Raw genomic sequence first — 15,314 nt, forward strand, 5'->3', positions numbered from 1 at the left:
TGCCGTCAATCACAGTTTCAATGACTGGATGTTGTGGATTTGTTGCTATTTGATGCCTGCATCAAGCAAATCAATGCTGATGAAATAAAATTCTTAACAATAAGGTTACAATTTGCGTATTATACTGCTCGAGTTGTAACCAAACAGACTATAACAGGGAGACTCATATGCAGTCATTGGTCGATTTTATCAACGGGATAATATGGAGTCCGGCATTGATTTATCTTTGCCTGGGTGCCGGTTTATTTTATTCCATCACAACACGTTTTATGCAGGTTCGCCATTTCAGCGAAATGCTTCGCCTGCTTTTCGCTGGTCAGAGTTCGGCAAAGGGGATTTCCTCGTTCCAGGCACTGGCGGTTTCACTGTCAGGTCGTGTCGGTACAGGTAACATTGCAGGTGTTGCTGCCGCCATCGGTTTTGGTGGTCCGGGTGCCGTATTCTGGATGTGGGTTGTAGCCTTCCTGGGTGCTTCTACAGCTTATTATGAATCAACACTTGCTCAGATCTACAAAGTGGAAGACGAAGGTCAGTTCCGTGGTGGCCCTGCGTATTACATTGAAAAAGCAATGGGTCAGAAGTGGTATGCATGGATCTTTGCGATTTCGACAATTGTCGCTTGTGGTCTTCTGTTACCTGGTGTGCAGTCAAACAGTATCGGTAACGCGGTTGAAGCAGCGTTTGGTTCTGGTGATGTGATCGAAACCACTTTAGGTACATTCAGTTCTGCGAAGATCATCACTGGCGCGATTGTATGTGTGGTACTGGCTTTCATCATCTTTGGTGGTGTTAAGCGTATTGCTCACTTTACTCAAATCGTTGTTCCTTTCATGGCGCTGGGTTATATCGTTATTGCCTTCGTTGTTATCCTGCTGAACATTGACATGGTGCCGAGTGTGTTTGCCACCATAGTGGGTGATGCCTTCTCGCCAATGGCGGGTGTCGGTGCAGCTATCGGCTGGGGCGTGAAGCGTGGCGTTTACTCCAACGAAGCCGGTCAGGGCACTGGTCCGCATGCAGCAGCAGCGGCTCAGGTTGATCACCCTGCTCAGCAAGGTATGGTGCAAGCGTTTTCTATCTACATTGATACGCTGTTGGTGTGTAGTGCAACGGCATTCATGATTATCATCACAGGTGCCTACAACGTACACGGTGGCGCTGAAGGTGCATTCCTGATTCAAAACCTGCCAGCTGAAATTGCTGCTAACAGCCCGGTATTTACTCAGATGGCGATTGAAACAGCAATGCCTGGCCTGGGTAAACCCTTCGTGGCAATCGCACTGTTCTTCTTCTCATTCACAACAATTCTGGCGTACTACTACATTGCAGAAACCAATGTTGCGTACATCCACCGTACCATTCATGTACCTGGCCTGATGTTTGTACTTAAGCTGTTCTTGCTGGCATCTGTATTCTACGGTGCAGTGAAGACAGCCGATCTGGCATGGGCGCTGGGTGATGTTGGTGTTGGCTTGATGGCGTGGTTGAACATCATCGGTATTCTGATCATCTTCTTCATGGCGAAACCAGCGCTGAAAGCGTTGAAAGACTATGAAATGCAGAAGAAAGCCGGCGTGAAAGAGTACGTATTTGATCCAGTGAAACTCGGCATCAAAGGTGCTGATTACTGGGAAGAGCGTATGAAGCGTAAGGGCCAGAAAGCGCCAGACCTGGGTGAAGATTCATCCGCGACAGGTACAGCGAAATCAACCTTATAATGTGAATTGACAGACATTCACTAACTATCAAAGGCCAGCATTTGCTGGCCTTTGTTTTGTATGTTTTACATGGCTGAATATAATTACGTTTCAGTTGGTTATGTTCATTATTGTGTTATGTTGCATAGCGAAGGGAACTCAGAGTGATATAAGGAGACCAGTTAAGATGCAATTAGAGACCCAGACATTACTGATGGAGCCCATCGCTGAAACGGACTGGCCGCTTTTTAAGGCGCTTCATACGATACCGGCCGTAATCGAAAAGTGTTTTGATGCGCCATCTGACGACGAATTAGAGAAAAAATTTCATGCGCGTCTTCAGGCGTGGACACCTGAAAGCGGAGCATGGTTAACCCTGGTTATCAAAGAAAAATCATCAGGTGACAAAGTCGGCATCACTGGTTTTTTTGTTGATCAAGGTATTGCGGAAATGGGTTATCTGCTGATGCCTGAATTTTACGGCAAAGGCTATGGCACAGAATCCCTGCATGCAGTGATTCACTGGGCGGAAGAAAAATTAGGACTTAACTTGTTCAGAGCTGTGGTAACAGAAGGTAATGTCGCTTCAGAACGAGTGCTGGAAAAGTGTGGTTTCAGGTTACAGAATAAAATTCCCGAAGCGTATGAAATTGGCGGTGAGCTGTACGCGGATCATGTTTATCAGCGAGCGTCATAGGTTTTGTCTCAGAAAACCTGGTTAATGAAAGGAAAGCCGCCAGACAATGAGCCTGGCGGCAATGAAGGGATTACACAGTAAACTGCTTCATCAGTTCATTTTGTTCGCGTACGTTCTTTATCTGGGTTTCCATTGCCACACTGGTTTCATTGGCGGTTTCAGCAACCTGAACCGACAAGTCCTTTATATTGATGGTATTGCCATTGATATCCTCAGCAACCAGGCTCTGTTCCTCTGCTGCTGAAGCTATCTGTATGTTCATATCGTTGATCTGCTGAATGGCTTCACGGATACGAGACAGTGCTTCGTCGGCTTCCTGCGCGGTAGCGACGGTTTCGCTGGCCGTGTTTTTACTCAGCGCCATGGTGCTGGTGGCTGAGCTGGCACCTGCCTGAAGTTGCTCAATCATCTGACGTATTTCTGTCGTCGATTGCTGAGTACGTTGTGCCAGCGTCCGGACTTCATCGGCGACGACCGCAAAACCCCGGCCGGAATCGCCAGCTCTTGCAGCTTCAATGGCAGCATTCAGTGCCAGCAGGTTCGTCTGGTCGGCAATGTCATTGATCACCTGAAGAATGCGCTCAATGTTGCCTGTGGCAGACTCCAGTTCTTTGACGACATCGACTGCCTGATCAATTTGATCAGACAAATCATGAATCGACACAGATGTCCGGGAAACGATATTACCGCCTTCCTGTGCAGCCAGCTCTGCCGCTGATGCTGCAGACGCAGCACTGTGTGCATTGTCTGCCACGTTAGCCGATGTTGATGCCATTTCATTCATGGCTGTTGCCAGCAGTTCAAGCTGTTGCAGCTGGCTGTTCATGGCCTCGGATGAACGATTCGCTCCCTGAGCCGTCAGCTCAGTGCCTTGCATAATGTCGTTGCTCAGCGCTTGCGAGCGTATGATCTGTTGCTGCATACGTTCAGTGAATTTATTAAAACTTTGCGCCAGAGACGCAAATTCTGGCTCGGTATTGGTGCTCAGACGCTGGGTCAGATCGGCTTGTCCGGTGGCAATGTTTTTCATGGCCTGATTGATGACATCCAAAGGACGCATCAGGCGTTTGACCATTAAAAAGACGGCGATGAAGCCGACAATGATGAACAGCAGAGAATAAATAATGGCGTTGTTTTTAATTTGATCAACAGCGGCAAACGCCACATCATTTTTCAGGACCGCACCAATATACAGTGTCTGTCCTTGTACTTTATGGAAGCTGATATTGACGGATTCATTATCGAGCACCGTATCTAACGGCTGCTCTGAGATTTGTATACCGGGATAAGCTTTCGACAGCAGCTTACCGTTAACGTCTTTGTCAGGGTGCGCGATGATGACATCATTATCTGAGACCAAAAAGAGATAACCGGCATTGAACAAAGAAGCCTGGTTAATCAGATTAGCAATTTTACTCATGCTGACGTCAAAGAAGATCGCACCTGTAAACTGGCCGTTGTCTTTAACCGGCGCTGCGAAAGAGACCAGAATTTCGTTTGTGACCGAATCCCGGTATGGCGATGTAATAATCATATGTCCGGCTTCTTTTGCCTGGGTATACCAAGGGCGAGCACGGGGATCCCAGCCTGGTGCAGGCTTCCAGGACGGATCGCTGATGATGAAAGAGCCGTCTTTTTCGAACCCGATGCCGGTTAGCTCAAAGGTGTTTTTGAGCACAGGCTGGCTGATAATCTGGCGAATGCTATCAGGAGATAAATTTTGCTCGACGATCCCAGCGGTGATATTGGCTAATTTCGTCCGGCTGGCTATCTCTGTGACTAAGGTTTGATTCACGCCGGAAACGATTTCATCAATGCTGTTGTTTACCAGCTTATGCACATCACCCCTGGTGTGAACGTACTGGATGCCGGAAAGCAGAACTAAAGCGGCGAACAGTATTGCCGACGAAGTGGCAACGATTTTGTGGCTAAACTTCATGGAGTCCCTCAACTACTGTAATTGCTATTATTGTTCCTCCATTGTCGGTGCAGGCTTAAAAAGTCTTAACAGCAAAAATATGTAATTGTGATGAGTGATAAATATTAGGAATGATTTTGTGAGGAATAATACATTCCTGTTCCGAATATTAAACCAGGACTCAATGAAAAAGGGCAGCAATACGCTGCCCTGATATTCCATTAAGGGAATATTAGTCGATCAGGCCATACTCATTGCGTAGCACAGTAATGATTTCTTCTTTCGGATTACCGCTGAGCTCAATTTTCTTACCTGTGACTTTCTCTGCAATGCCGGTGTAAATGCGGGAAACCTGCATCAGTACATCTTCAGGCAGTGCATTGTCACGGGCCAGTGCTTCACGCTCATCCATGCGTTCTTTGTTCAGGAGAATGTCCGGGTCAGGGAAGTGGTTCAGCAGCAACTGACGGAAATCTTCTTTAGAGTTTTCGACAATCTTGCCTTCGCGGTATGACGGGCCATCCCAGATGCGGGATGAATCCGGTGTGCCGACTTCATCCATGTAGATCATCTTTTCCTGACCTTGTGCATCGGTGACATAACCGAACTCAAATTTCGTATCGACAAACATCTGGTCAAGTTGCGCCAGCGCGTCGCTGATAACGCCAAACCCTTCTTTCAGCAGCACTTCGTAGTGAGCAACATCTTCAGGCTGGCTGAAATTGAACGCCTGATAATTGTTGAGCAAGTCGTTGCGCGTCACATTCACGTCATCGACAGCAGGCACGCCCGGAATGTCGTGCAGAATTCCTTTGGTGGAAGGGGTAATCAGAACCTCTGGCAGTTTCTGATCTTTGGTCAGGCCATCAGGAACCTGGATGCCGCAAAATTCGCGGTCGCCATTTGCATAGGCACGCCACATGGATCCAGTGATGTACTGGCGGCAGATGGCTTCTACTTTGATGGGGCGGGCTTTCTGAACTATCCAGACAAATGGGTGAGGGATATCCAGAATATGGCTGTCTGCCAGGCCTTTCTCGCGGAACAGGCGGAACCAGTGATTGGAGATCGCATTCAGTGCCGCGCCTTTACCCGGTACACCTTTCAGGCCACCTTCACCATGCCAGATGCAGTCGAACGCAGAAATACGATCGCTGATAACCATGATTGCCAAAGGCGCATCCGGGCGAACATTGTAGCCTTTCTCTTTAATCAGCCGGCGGCTGTCAGCCTCAGTCAGCCAGTATACGGAGCGGACTTTACCGCTGTGAACCGGCTGGTCGGTACGGATTGGGAGATCATCATTTACAGCAAGAACTTGATCAGCAAGGCTCATGGTGAAGTTCCTATTTCAAGAGTCAATTCGATGAGAATCGCTGTTTGGGGTGTCGCCCAATCAGCGCATATCCTGTTGGCGAGGCAGATGATAGCAGAAGTGTTTTCGCCTTTCAGCAAAAAAGCAAACGTTTGCCTTGATGTTTCTCTGAGTGGCGCTAAATGCAACAGTACCGCCATTTCGCCTGAATTTTCAGCGGTAATCGCAAAAGGCTGACAGGTGTTAGTGCGACGGGCGGAACTGTGGCAAAATCACTGTCCTTTCAGACCAACAGGTAAAAACGGTACATGATGCATTTTACATCCGAGCAGCAGGGTTTTATTCAGCATCGCGAGGGAAATGCCTTATGTATTGCCGGTGCGGGGACGGGTAAAACGACGACCCTTGTCGGCCTGATTCAGGCTCAGCTCGACATGCGACCGGCCAGCGAGATGCTGGTATTGATGTTTAACAGCGATATACGCCGCGATTTTCAGCAGAAACTCAACCAATCAGGCATCACCCAGTCTGTACCTGTTCATACCTTCCACAGCTTCTGTCTGCGGGTGTTGAATCAGTCGGGTTACCTGACTGAAAGCGGATACCGTGTTGATTTCAACCCTGGCGAAAACGACAAAAGTCTGGCTAAACAAGTGCTGCGACAAATGGCGGGGAAAGAGACGACTTACAGTAAACAGCAGCATTTGAAAGAGCCGAAAACCCTTGAACTGTTGCTCAGTTTTGTCGGTTTGGTGAAAGCGCATATGTTGCCGCCTCATGAAGTGTTTGCCATGGCGGGCATCAACAATGACTATCGCTTTATTCTGGATGCCTACACAGCCTTTGAACACTTGCGGCAGGCGCAGAAGTTACTGTTTTTTGATGACTGGCTGGTGACTGTCGTGTCACTGTTTGAACAAAATGCCTCACTGCGTGCGCACTGTCAGCAACAGTGTCGATTACTGGTGGTTGATGAATTTCAGGATATCAACAATGCGCAATACCGTTTATTGAAGCAGTTGCTTGGGCCTGACTGTCAGCTAATTGCCGTGGGCGATGTGGATCAGTGCATTTACACCTGGCGGGGCAGTGCGCCGCAGTTCATGCTGAATTTTGAACGTGACTTTGCCCCCGCGCAGGTCTATTCGCTGTCACAGACTTTTCGTTTCGGCCATAGTCTGGCGCTGGCCGCCAGCCATCTGATTGCGCATAACCAGGCTCGCTTTTCAGATTTCCTGACCGTGCCTGCAGACAATATCCCTGATACTCAGGTTAACCTGATAGGCTCTCCCCGACAGGTGGGGGAAATTGTGAGTGCGGTACAGGCGTATATTGAACAGGGTGGTCAGCCGAACGATATCGCCATTCTGGTCAGGCGCTGGTCTCAGACCCTGCTGTTTGAATTGGCGTTTCTCAGCAAACAGATTCCGTACCACATGCCCGTACCTTCAGTGCTGGCAAACAGCCGTGAAGTGCGTTTACTGATGGAGGTCATGACCCTGGCCATTGGGCGATTTGCCCAGTTAAATGATCAGGACAGATCCGTACTGCTGTTCAGCCTGCTGTCATTTCCCCATTGTTACGTACCCAATAAAGCGCTCAGGCCTTTATGTGATCAGCTGGTGAAAATACCGGATAGCCACTGGGTTGGTTTTGCTGAGCGACATGCCCAGGTGAACCCCAATCTGAAACTGGATAACCTGATTGAACGGCTTGAGCTTTTTACCCGGTTACAGCGCAAGGGCGGGCAGAAAGCATTTGATGTGTTTGAGCAGTATCGGCGGGAAAGCGGTCTGGACAGCTGGATATGGAAAACCGAAGCCACAGCCAGTGAGATAGAAGAAGCGATAGACAGGCTGGATGCGGTATCGACCGTGCTGGAGTCGATGGATCAACGCTGCGAAAAAGCCTTACAGTATTTTGAGTTCTACACTGCGCAATCCCGCGATACCGGTCAGGGACAGGCAGATCAGAAGCCGCGTTCGGCCAGCGTGCAAGTCACCACTATATTCCGGGCAAAAGGGTGCGAATATCAGCGTGTATTCCTGCCGTTCTGGGATAAAGATGCCTTTCCGTATCGTAATCCGGCAGCTACAGACATGAAAACCGATAAGGAAGAAGAGCGGCGGTTGGCTTATGTCGCTTTAACGCGGGCGAAAGCGTTTTCGGCTGTGTATTACACCGATTCGGAAAAGAAAGGCAAACGTAATGCCAGTACCTTCGTTCGGGAAGCTGCCATTGAGCAGGCCAAAGCCATTGGGCCTGCCCTGTATCAGAACGGGCCACTCCCCGCTGCACCATCCCCGGTGACGGAAAGGTATTATGAACGTGTCGGCCGGGCCGCGGATGCAGCGCAAAGCGCGGGCAGTCGCACGCCACACAAAACGATATCCAGGGCAAATAACCCTAGCCTTAACCATGCCAAGGCCAGTCAGGCCAATCATGTCAGCTCTGCTGCTTACAGCTACCTGTGGGCCATTGAGCAGCCTTTGCCTGATAACGCCGAGAAGGTGATTCGTTCCTTGATCCGAACCAAAAATGCCCGTTACCTTGATGCAGAAATTACCCGCTTGTTACGTGATCTGGAAATGGCAGAGGACAGTAAAAAACCTGTGCTGGTTAAACGTTTGATTGCGGTGTCCCACGCGCGTCGGCAGGTGCTCAGATGAAGGCGTATTTACTGCAATACATCTAATTTCTTTTCTAATTGGTTCAGCATTAATGTCGCATCCGGCTTATCAGCATTCAATCCGGTGATCAGTGTCATAAAGTAGCAATCCATCATTACGGCAGCTCGGTGTTGATCGTAACTCGCTTCATGTGAAAACAAGCGCTGGCGGAAGGCTTCCAGCTGCTTTTCAAACTCTTCCTGTTGCCAAATCAACACCCGAAATAACTCTTTGCTGAAATCCGCTTCCAGACAATAAAACGCGTAAAGGTAACCGGCAAAGTGCATGAGTTTCTCTTTGGGGCAGCTCTCGGGGCAATCAGAATTTGCTTCCGTTAAGACATGATCAATTTGCTGACTAAAACCGGCTTTCAGTAAATCCAGTTTTGTCGGAAAGTGGCTAAATACCGTTCCGGCCGCTACCTCAGCGTGTTCAGCAATATGCCGTGTCGTTGTGTCTTGATAACCGTTCTCGCGAAATAATTGCCAGGCGGCTTCCTGAATTCGTCGTTTCGTTTGTTCTCTTTTCATCATTTCTTGCTGCTTTGCTGATAGCCCGTTGCGGATGAGCAGCCATCATACCGTAATTGGTAAGCGGACTTCATCTTGAATGTTGAAAATTGAGCGCGCTCAACTTAATATAAATGAGCGCGCTCAATTTTATGAAATGGAAAGATGGAGAAGTCGAATCATGAATAATTTACTTTTAATGAAAAGAGTAGTACTTCAGGTGTTGCGCTATGGGGTGTATTTGCCGTATCTGTTGTTTTACAGTTTTGTTCTCGGGCCGATTGTGGGCGGTATATTGATGATTGGGGGAGTGGCTGTGCTGTCATTGATCCTTGGCCCGAAGACGAGCTGGCTGGCATTGAAAAAGGCGTACCGAGAAGAGGAAGTAAGGGGATTGAGCACGCATTAAAACGCGAAAGCGATGTTGTGAGCAGTCTTAAGACTGGGCGTTTAGGTTACACACACTATTTTGCGTTTATGAATCTTTCCTGAACGGTCGCCATTTTATAGCGTCCAATGCAAAAGGAAGGGCTGACAATGCGATTTCAGTGGTTGCTGATCATACCGTTTTTCTGTTTGCTCACGGCCTGTTCTTCATCTCAGGTACATTGGCGGGATATTTCGCCAAATGCCGTGCAAGCAAACGCCGCCGAGGAGCCTCTGTCATTGTGCAGAGAGCTTTACAAGGATGAGGCCCAGATTTATCAGTGCGAAGTAGAGATGTCGGCACTGTTACGGGCAAGGCAGCAGTGCGAAAAAGATACCGATCCCCGCTACTGTGTGCTGATGGCGGAATACACCTGGCGTCATTACAAAGATCATGTGCTGGAGGATTCCCCGGATATCAAGCAGGCGGGAACTTATCCTGTGATGTGCGGGTACAAAGAAAATCGGATAGCGCCGTGCTCTCTGACAAAATAATGTTTAATACTCAGCATCATACAGTCGTCTCTTTATACTGATACATCAATCTGCCCAGTAACAGAAAGATGTTGAACGGTATAAGAATGGGTTACCAAACCCTATAAGTTGTGATGCTTGGCTGCCTTTGGCAGCCTTTTTTTTTATGTCTGCTATACGCGGTTATAGTTGATGAAATGTGATGCCATTGATATGTTTTCATGTTCATATGATTGTTAGGCGGATGTTTGATCCGCACGAAATGATGAACGGGGAGCAATGGATGTCGTTAGCATTATTACTGGCTGAATTAGAGGCGTTAGGTGAACAAAATGACGCAACTGAATCAGACCGATCGAAAAAACTGCTGAATATTACCCGGGACACAGGTGAGTTCCTTTCTGTCATGGTGAAGGCGACACGTGCTGAAAAGGTACTGGAAATTGGCACGTCCAATGGTTACTCAACCCTGTGGCTGGCTTCGTCACTGCCCGCTGCAGGCAAAGTGGTAACTGTTGAAAAACAGACAGATAAAATCACAATGGCGACTGAAAACTTCGTACGGGCCGGATTACAGGATCGTATCGAACAGGTTCAGGAAGATGCCCGCGAATTCATACAAAGCACAGATCTGAGCTTTGATTTTATTTTTCTCGACGCCGATCGTTCAGCTTACATGGATTATATTGACTTGCTCCTAAGTAAACTCTCAACGGGTGGGGTATTAGTGTGTGACAATGCAATTTCACATCGTCATGAACTCGAAGCCTTCACCGACTATCTGTGCCGCCAGGAAGGGTTAACGACCTGTCTGCTGCCCGTCGGCAAAGGTGAGTTTGTCGTGTATAAAGCATGAACGCGAAGCTCGAAGAAGGAACGGGGAAATGAAATCAAGGGACATGGTTCTTGCGCTGCTGGTTGTCGTTATTTGGGGTGTCAACTTTTCTGTCATTAAGATAGGGCTGGAAACACTGCCGCCGATATTATTTTCTGCATTACGATTTGCTGTGGTGGCTGTCCCGGCTGTGTTTTTCATCCCCTTCCCGAAAACGTCCGTATGGAACGTGCTGGGTGTCGGCGTATTTCTGGGTGTGCTGAAATTTGGCTTACTGTTTATCGCCATGAAAGCGGATGCTTCAGCCGGCTTATCATCCCTGATATTGCAAGCTCAGGTGTTTTTCACTATTGGTTTGAGTGTCTTACTGTATAAAGAAATGGTCAGTCGGTATCAGGCACTCGGCATCCTGGTTGCCGTGGCAGGTTTTGGGCTGTTTTTTCTCGAAGCCGACGGCAACATTACTGCCATGGGCCTGGTGATGATTCTGGCGGCCGCTTTTTGCTGGGCAATTGCCAACACCATTATGAAGCGGATGCAAGGGGTTAATTTGCTTCACTTTATGGTATGGGTCAGTCTGGTTCCTCCGCTGCCTTTGCTGCTAATCTCGTACTTCACAGAAACGGCACAGCCACTGGACGTCCTGCTCGCTGCCACTTCGGACACATGGCTGGCACTGCTTTACGTGAGCTATATTTCAACGTTGCTGGCTTTTGCATTATGGGGGCATTTACTGAAAAGCTATCCCGCAGCCACAGTGACGCCTTTTGCTTTGCTTATTCCCGTCGTCGGGATGTTCACATCCACACTGGTACTGAACGAGCGCATGACTGAAACAGAAATGGCAGGCGCAGGACTGATTTTTCTCGGTTTGACATGCTGTATTTTAGGGGGGCGACTGATGCAGGCAAAAATTCGTGCTGCCCGGCAGCAGGCATAAAACCCAATGGCAACGAACAAATGTTAATAATACTTGCTCTCCATATATGAATGACAACGGCCCTGCGGGGCCGTTTTTCTTGCGAGATGCACTCCATAAGTTTCTATGGCAGAACGCTTTGATTGAAAAACATGATATAGAAAGCTCATCTTGAATGAAATCAAAGGCATATGCGTTCATGAAATGGGTCAGTCTATTGTTATACGTTTGTATATTAACCGGTTGTTCAAGTATCGCGTCGAGAGTTGGCTCGGGTTACCAGGTCGGGCAGCCTTACGGTGGCCTTGATTATGCTGTAGACAATGCAGACTGTAATGTTTATGCGCTTCTGGCATTCCCACCTATCATTATTGTCACTATTCCACTTTCTGTTGCAGATATAGTAACGTCGGCTGCTTTAGATACCGCTTTATTGCCGTTCGATCTCATCCTGGAAGATAATGGCAATAATAAAACCAGTTTCTGTCGGATGTCCTGGCGATGAGAGCACGCGATCTGGGTATTTGGCACGTATCCGGCCCGATGCATCGGCAGGCAGGTGTTCAATACTGTTCAGGCAATAAATCCACAAGGAGAAATTGTCAGCCGATATAGGAAGATGTATTCTTTCCAGCCCTGTAAGCAGATATCAGTGCCGGTTAGCCGGGTAAGGTCCGTTGTTTGGTGTCGCCGGGATGGAGATACACTACATCAGGCTGGCAGTACAACATAATTGATTAAACTGGAGCTGGATTTGGACCGAGTTCGTCGTTCCAGAGCGCGCGCTGTGCTTGGGTTGGGATAAATTTTGAAGAGTTACCGTGATCATGACGTGATTTTTTCGCAATATCAGGGTGATAACTCGCCATATTGAGTTCGATTGGATACTCTTAAGGTATAAGGCCTTGCGGCATCATGCCGTAAGCCAACGGAATTATAATAAGAAACTGAACAATGGTTCCTTGAGTGCGGGGCTTCACAGCCCCGATTTTTTTCGCTTCAGATTACTTCATCTTTACCTTCTCTGACGTCAAACACATCAGCCTGATTCCTCAAATCATTTAAATATTTCACCCTGCATCACAGAGGCAAAGCCGCGCTTTTCCGTAAACGGCCATCGACGCGATTGTCTTTACCATCTATTGTTTTTGCGTGTCTGTTTACGTTATACCATTGCATGACAGCCAGAGGTTTTCATCGTAAATTCAGTCAATAACAGGAAAGGGAACACAGACATGCTGATACGTGAAATGGATGCCGCCGATTTCGAACAGTTCTGGCCAGCGTTCAGATGCATTATTCAGGCGCAGGAAACCTACGCCTTTGAGCCGGAGATGAGCCGAGAACAAGCTTTTACCTTGTGGGGCGAGTTGCCGCTGAAGACATTTGTATGCGTGCAAGACGGCACAGTGCTGGGCTCTTATTATCTCAAAGCCAATGCAATGGGGCCGGGAAACCATGTTTGTAATTGCGGCTATATGGTAACGCCGGCAGCGCGGGGCAAAGGCGTAGCACGTGCCATGTGCGAGCATTCACAACAAGTGGCGCTTGAGCAAGGGTTCAGTGCGATGCAGTTTAACTCAGTGGTATCGACCAATGACGTTGCCGTGAAACTCTGGCAGAAGCTGGGTTTTGAGATAATCGGCACCTTACCGGACGCCTACCGGCACAAAAATAAAGGCTTGGTCGATTGCTACGTGATGTACAAACAGCTTACTTAACTATTGATCACAGAGCATGATGACAGGGCAGGGAGGGAATATGTCAGGAATTATGGATTTAAAACGGCTTCTGCAAACCATGTCGCCGTTAACGCGGGAAGAAGATTATGTATTTTGTACGGTCAACGGGGATATTACCGAGTATCTGCAGTATGCCCCCCTGGCCACATTTCAGGAGCAGGAAGGCTTAACGTTGGTGGTCACGGCGCAGGCGGCTGAAAAGGCAGCCATGAAGTATGAATCGACCTTTCGCTGTATCACACTGACGGTACATTCCAGCCTCGAAGCCGTGGGGCTGACGGCAGCGGTGTCAACCGCGTTGGCAAAGCATGGCATCAGTGCCAATGTGATTGCCGCGTTTTATCACGATCATGTCTTTGTACCGGCGGACAAAGCGGACCTGGCTTTGCAGGTGCTGACTGATCTGACAAATCAATAAGAAGGATGACCATGGAAACGCTTTCCGGAGGCAGAAGTACAGGGATTTACCGCCAGGGTGAAACGGTTGTCAGGCCAATACAGGAGTGGTCTGCGACGGTTCACCGCTTGTTACGTTATCTGCACCAACAGGGGTTTCATGCCTGTCCTGAAGTGATTGGGATGGATACGGGATCTGAGGTGCTGAGTTTTGTCGAAGGCGATACGTACAATTATCCGCTTGAAGGGGCGATAGCCTCAGAAGAGGCATTGATCAGCGCAGCCAGATTGCTGCGGCAATTGCATGATGTCTCGCAGGGTTTCCTGAATAATGTGAATCTGGCGGAGACGGTTTGGATGTTGCCAGCCAGAGAGCCGGCCGAAGTCATCTGTCATGGTGATTTCACCCCTTACAACGTGGCCCTGAGCGGAAATGAAGTCGTGGGCGTGTTTGATTTCGATACTGCCCATCCGGCCCCCCGATTATGGGATATTGCGTATTCTGTCTATTGCTGGTCGCCTTTCAAAACCGATCCCATTGATAAGATGGGTACGCTCAACACACAAATAGCCCGCGCCAGATTATTCTGTGACAGTTACTGCGTCTCCAATTCAGACAGACAGAAATTGGTGACTGAGATGATCACACGCTTGCAAAGCTTAGTGACTTTCATGCTGGCACAGGCTGACACTGGCGACGAGCAGTTCGCACAGCACATTGCAGCGGGTTATCTGGCGGATATTGACTATTTATCTTTAAATGAGAATAAAATCATTGAAGGTATTTGTTGAAGAATTATCTGAGTATCGCAATGAAAGCCTCAGCGCATTATACGATGGCGAGGCTTTGCAGGTTATTTATTATTGTGCAACTAAGGTAAAGTCGAATTTTGTACTGTCAACGCGTGTTATTTTTAAATTGGGAGGGAAGGTTTCTCCTGGTGTAACCACATCTATAATGCCGTGAGTAGTGTTGTAATGGAAATACATGGAGCCATTGGCTATATATTCACCTGTAGCTATATTTCTAATGTAAATAGCACAGGTAATTAACTCGCTATTCTCTGTTACCGGTAAATATGTATATGTTTCCTCACCAGACCAAAACTCCGCATCACCAATATTGTGCGCGTTGAATGTCATTAAAAATTGGCGAGGCTCACCACCGGTTTCATCAATCAAACGCATACTGACGGCAAAGTGTGTGTCAATATTAACAATCTGAAACTTAGAAAGACCATGCATTTCTTCAATACTGGCGTAGTCCCCATGGGTATAGCTTTTAAAGATGCCTGAACCATCAGTGTGTTGATAACAATGAACTTTTACGGGGTTAATCACTTTCAACGATAAGTATTTGTCGTTATAGTCATCACCAAAGTGAAAAGTGATATCATCGCCCAGTTGGTAGTAGTCCGGTGATCCGCCGAAGTTTTTTTCACGATAAAACGCCACGTCTGTTGTTTTTACCATTTTTCTACCCTTTTCTGTTAGAAGTAAAGACTGCTGATTCACTAGCAAATTAACCATAGACGCTCAGTGTTATTGTGAAAACCATAAATAAAGCAGTTTGTTTTTTTGATAATGTCTAAATTGTGATTTTGAATCCGTTTTAAAGCGGTCAGTTTGAAGAATATGGTTTGTTGTCAATAATAAAGAAAAGTGAAAGGTATGGACAATGAATGACTCTCACATTCAGCAAGGCTGGCATGCGTCC

The 15,314-nt window shown here is 47.8% G+C and carries 15 protein-coding genes; 11 read left to right on the top strand and 4 right to left on the bottom strand.

The genetic code is table 11. From position 1 onward, the window contains the following. The first annotated feature begins 167 nt into the window (after window positions 1-167). Both L6J37_RS19525 and L6J37_RS19530 read left to right on the top strand, forming a co-directional pair. Window positions 168-1,718 (top strand): alanine/glycine:cation symporter family protein, encoded by a 1,551-nt coding sequence (locus L6J37_RS19525; protein WP_192016764.1) that lies wholly within the window; start codon window positions 168-170, stop codon window positions 1,716-1,718. A gap of 166 nt (window positions 1,719-1,884) precedes the next feature. Beyond that, window positions 1,885-2,394, top strand: a complete 510-nt coding sequence (locus L6J37_RS19530) for a GNAT family N-acetyltransferase (RefSeq protein WP_237796278.1) — start codon at window positions 1,885-1,887, stop codon at window positions 2,392-2,394. A gap of 70 nt (window positions 2,395-2,464) precedes the next feature. On the opposite strand, the gene L6J37_RS19535 is transcribed toward L6J37_RS19530, so the two are convergent. After that, on the bottom strand, window positions 2,465-4,333 hold the full coding sequence (locus tag L6J37_RS19535; RefSeq protein WP_237796279.1) for a methyl-accepting chemotaxis protein: 1,869 nt from the start codon (window positions 4,331-4,333) through the stop codon (window positions 2,465-2,467). Window positions 4,334-4,544: 211 nt separating this feature from the next. Next, window positions 4,545-5,648, bottom strand: coding sequence for a phosphoribosylaminoimidazolesuccinocarboxamide synthase (locus L6J37_RS19540; protein ID WP_237796280.1), 1,104 nt, complete (start codon window positions 5,646-5,648; stop codon window positions 4,545-4,547). Window positions 5,649-5,935: 287 nt separating this feature from the next. Between L6J37_RS19540 and L6J37_RS19545 the strand changes: the two genes are divergently transcribed. Then, complete coding sequence (locus tag L6J37_RS19545; RefSeq protein WP_237796281.1) at window positions 5,936-8,296, top strand: ATP-dependent helicase; 2,361 nt, start codon at window positions 5,936-5,938, stop codon at window positions 8,294-8,296. A gap of 8 nt (window positions 8,297-8,304) precedes the next feature. Here L6J37_RS19545 and L6J37_RS19550 read toward each other — a convergent pair whose 3' ends face one another. After that, complete coding sequence (locus tag L6J37_RS19550) at window positions 8,305-8,829, bottom strand: TetR/AcrR family transcriptional regulator (protein WP_218387366.1); 525 nt, start codon at window positions 8,827-8,829, stop codon at window positions 8,305-8,307. A 157-nt stretch (window positions 8,830-8,986) separates the two neighbouring features. Between L6J37_RS19550 and L6J37_RS19555 the strand changes: the two genes are divergently transcribed. From L6J37_RS19555 to L6J37_RS19590, 8 genes are all read left to right on the top strand, one after another. Further along, window positions 8,987-9,214: a hypothetical protein gene (locus tag L6J37_RS19555; protein WP_218387357.1), complete on the top strand. Its 228-nt coding sequence runs from the start codon at window positions 8,987-8,989 to the stop codon at window positions 9,212-9,214. A gap of 128 nt (window positions 9,215-9,342) precedes the next feature. Then, entirely contained in the window at window positions 9,343-9,726 is a 384-nt protein-coding gene (locus L6J37_RS19560; RefSeq protein WP_218387355.1) for a hypothetical protein, read from the top strand. Window positions 9,727-9,988: 262 nt separating this feature from the next. Continuing rightward, window positions 9,989-10,561, top strand: coding sequence for an O-methyltransferase (locus L6J37_RS19565; protein ID WP_237796282.1), 573 nt, complete (start codon window positions 9,989-9,991; stop codon window positions 10,559-10,561). Window positions 10,562-10,589: 28 nt separating this feature from the next. Next, on the top strand, window positions 10,590-11,480 hold the full coding sequence (locus L6J37_RS19570) for an EamA family transporter (RefSeq protein ID WP_192016755.1): 891 nt from the start codon (window positions 10,590-10,592) through the stop codon (window positions 11,478-11,480). Window positions 11,481-11,634: 154 nt separating this feature from the next. Continuing rightward, window positions 11,635-11,964, top strand: coding sequence for a YceK/YidQ family lipoprotein (locus tag L6J37_RS19575; protein WP_192016754.1), 330 nt, complete (start codon window positions 11,635-11,637; stop codon window positions 11,962-11,964). Between the two features lie 733 nt (window positions 11,965-12,697). Continuing rightward, a complete protein-coding gene (locus L6J37_RS19580) occupies window positions 12,698-13,180 on the top strand; it encodes a GNAT family N-acetyltransferase (RefSeq protein WP_218387377.1) in 483 nt (160 codons plus the stop codon). Between the two features lie 40 nt (window positions 13,181-13,220). Continuing rightward, window positions 13,221-13,619 carry an ACT domain-containing protein gene (locus tag L6J37_RS19585; RefSeq protein ID WP_218387346.1) on the top strand — a complete coding sequence of 133 codons (399 nt, stop codon included), beginning with the start codon at window positions 13,221-13,223 and terminating at the stop codon, window positions 13,617-13,619. Between the two features lie 11 nt (window positions 13,620-13,630). Continuing rightward, window positions 13,631-14,389 (top strand): aminoglycoside phosphotransferase family protein, encoded by a 759-nt coding sequence (locus L6J37_RS19590; protein ID WP_237796283.1) that lies wholly within the window; start codon window positions 13,631-13,633, stop codon window positions 14,387-14,389. 69 nt (window positions 14,390-14,458) lie between these two features. On the opposite strand, the gene L6J37_RS19595 is transcribed toward L6J37_RS19590, so the two are convergent. Beyond that, the gene (locus tag L6J37_RS19595; protein ID WP_237796284.1) at window positions 14,459-15,070 is read right to left on the bottom strand and encodes a beta/gamma crystallin domain-containing protein; all 612 of its coding nucleotides are present in this window, start codon (window positions 15,068-15,070) and stop codon (window positions 14,459-14,461) included. Window positions 15,071-15,314 lie beyond the last annotated feature (244 nt).

Source organism: Photobacterium sp. WH77 (assembly GCF_022014395.1).
Taxonomy (GTDB): Bacteria; Pseudomonadota; Gammaproteobacteria; order Enterobacterales; family Vibrionaceae; genus Photobacterium; species Photobacterium arenosum.

What these genes read in the sequence shown, in the direction of transcription:
- L6J37_RS19525 (WP_192016764.1), top strand. Translation starts at nt 168, where the DNA reads ATGCAGTCATTGGTCGATTTTATCAACGGGATAATATGGAGTCCGGCA.
- L6J37_RS19530 (WP_237796278.1), top strand. Translation starts at nt 1,885, where the DNA reads ATGCAATTAGAGACCCAGACATTACTGATGGAGCCCATCGCTGAAACG.
- L6J37_RS19535 (WP_237796279.1), bottom strand. Translation starts at nt 4,333, where the DNA reads ATGAAGTTTAGCCACAAAATCGTTGCCACTTCGTCGGCAATACTGTTC.
- L6J37_RS19540 (WP_237796280.1), bottom strand. Translation starts at nt 5,648, where the DNA reads ATGAGCCTTGCTGATCAAGTTCTTGCTGTAAATGATGATCTCCCAATC.
- L6J37_RS19545 (WP_237796281.1), top strand. Translation starts at nt 5,936, where the DNA reads ATGATGCATTTTACATCCGAGCAGCAGGGTTTTATTCAGCATCGCGAG.
- L6J37_RS19550 (WP_218387366.1), bottom strand. Translation starts at nt 8,829, where the DNA reads ATGATGAAAAGAGAACAAACGAAACGACGAATTCAGGAAGCCGCCTGG.
- L6J37_RS19555 (WP_218387357.1), top strand. Translation starts at nt 8,987, where the DNA reads ATGAATAATTTACTTTTAATGAAAAGAGTAGTACTTCAGGTGTTGCGC.
- L6J37_RS19560 (WP_218387355.1), top strand. Translation starts at nt 9,343, where the DNA reads ATGCGATTTCAGTGGTTGCTGATCATACCGTTTTTCTGTTTGCTCACG.
- L6J37_RS19565 (WP_237796282.1), top strand. Translation starts at nt 9,989, where the DNA reads ATGTCGTTAGCATTATTACTGGCTGAATTAGAGGCGTTAGGTGAACAA.
- L6J37_RS19570 (WP_192016755.1), top strand. Translation starts at nt 10,590, where the DNA reads ATGAAATCAAGGGACATGGTTCTTGCGCTGCTGGTTGTCGTTATTTGG.
- L6J37_RS19575 (WP_192016754.1), top strand. Translation starts at nt 11,635, where the DNA reads ATGAAATCAAAGGCATATGCGTTCATGAAATGGGTCAGTCTATTGTTA.
- L6J37_RS19585 (WP_218387346.1), top strand. Translation starts at nt 13,221, where the DNA reads ATGTCAGGAATTATGGATTTAAAACGGCTTCTGCAAACCATGTCGCCG.
- L6J37_RS19590 (WP_237796283.1), top strand. Translation starts at nt 13,631, where the DNA reads ATGGAAACGCTTTCCGGAGGCAGAAGTACAGGGATTTACCGCCAGGGT.
- L6J37_RS19595 (WP_237796284.1), bottom strand. Translation starts at nt 15,070, where the DNA reads ATGGTAAAAACAACAGACGTGGCGTTTTATCGTGAAAAAAACTTCGGC.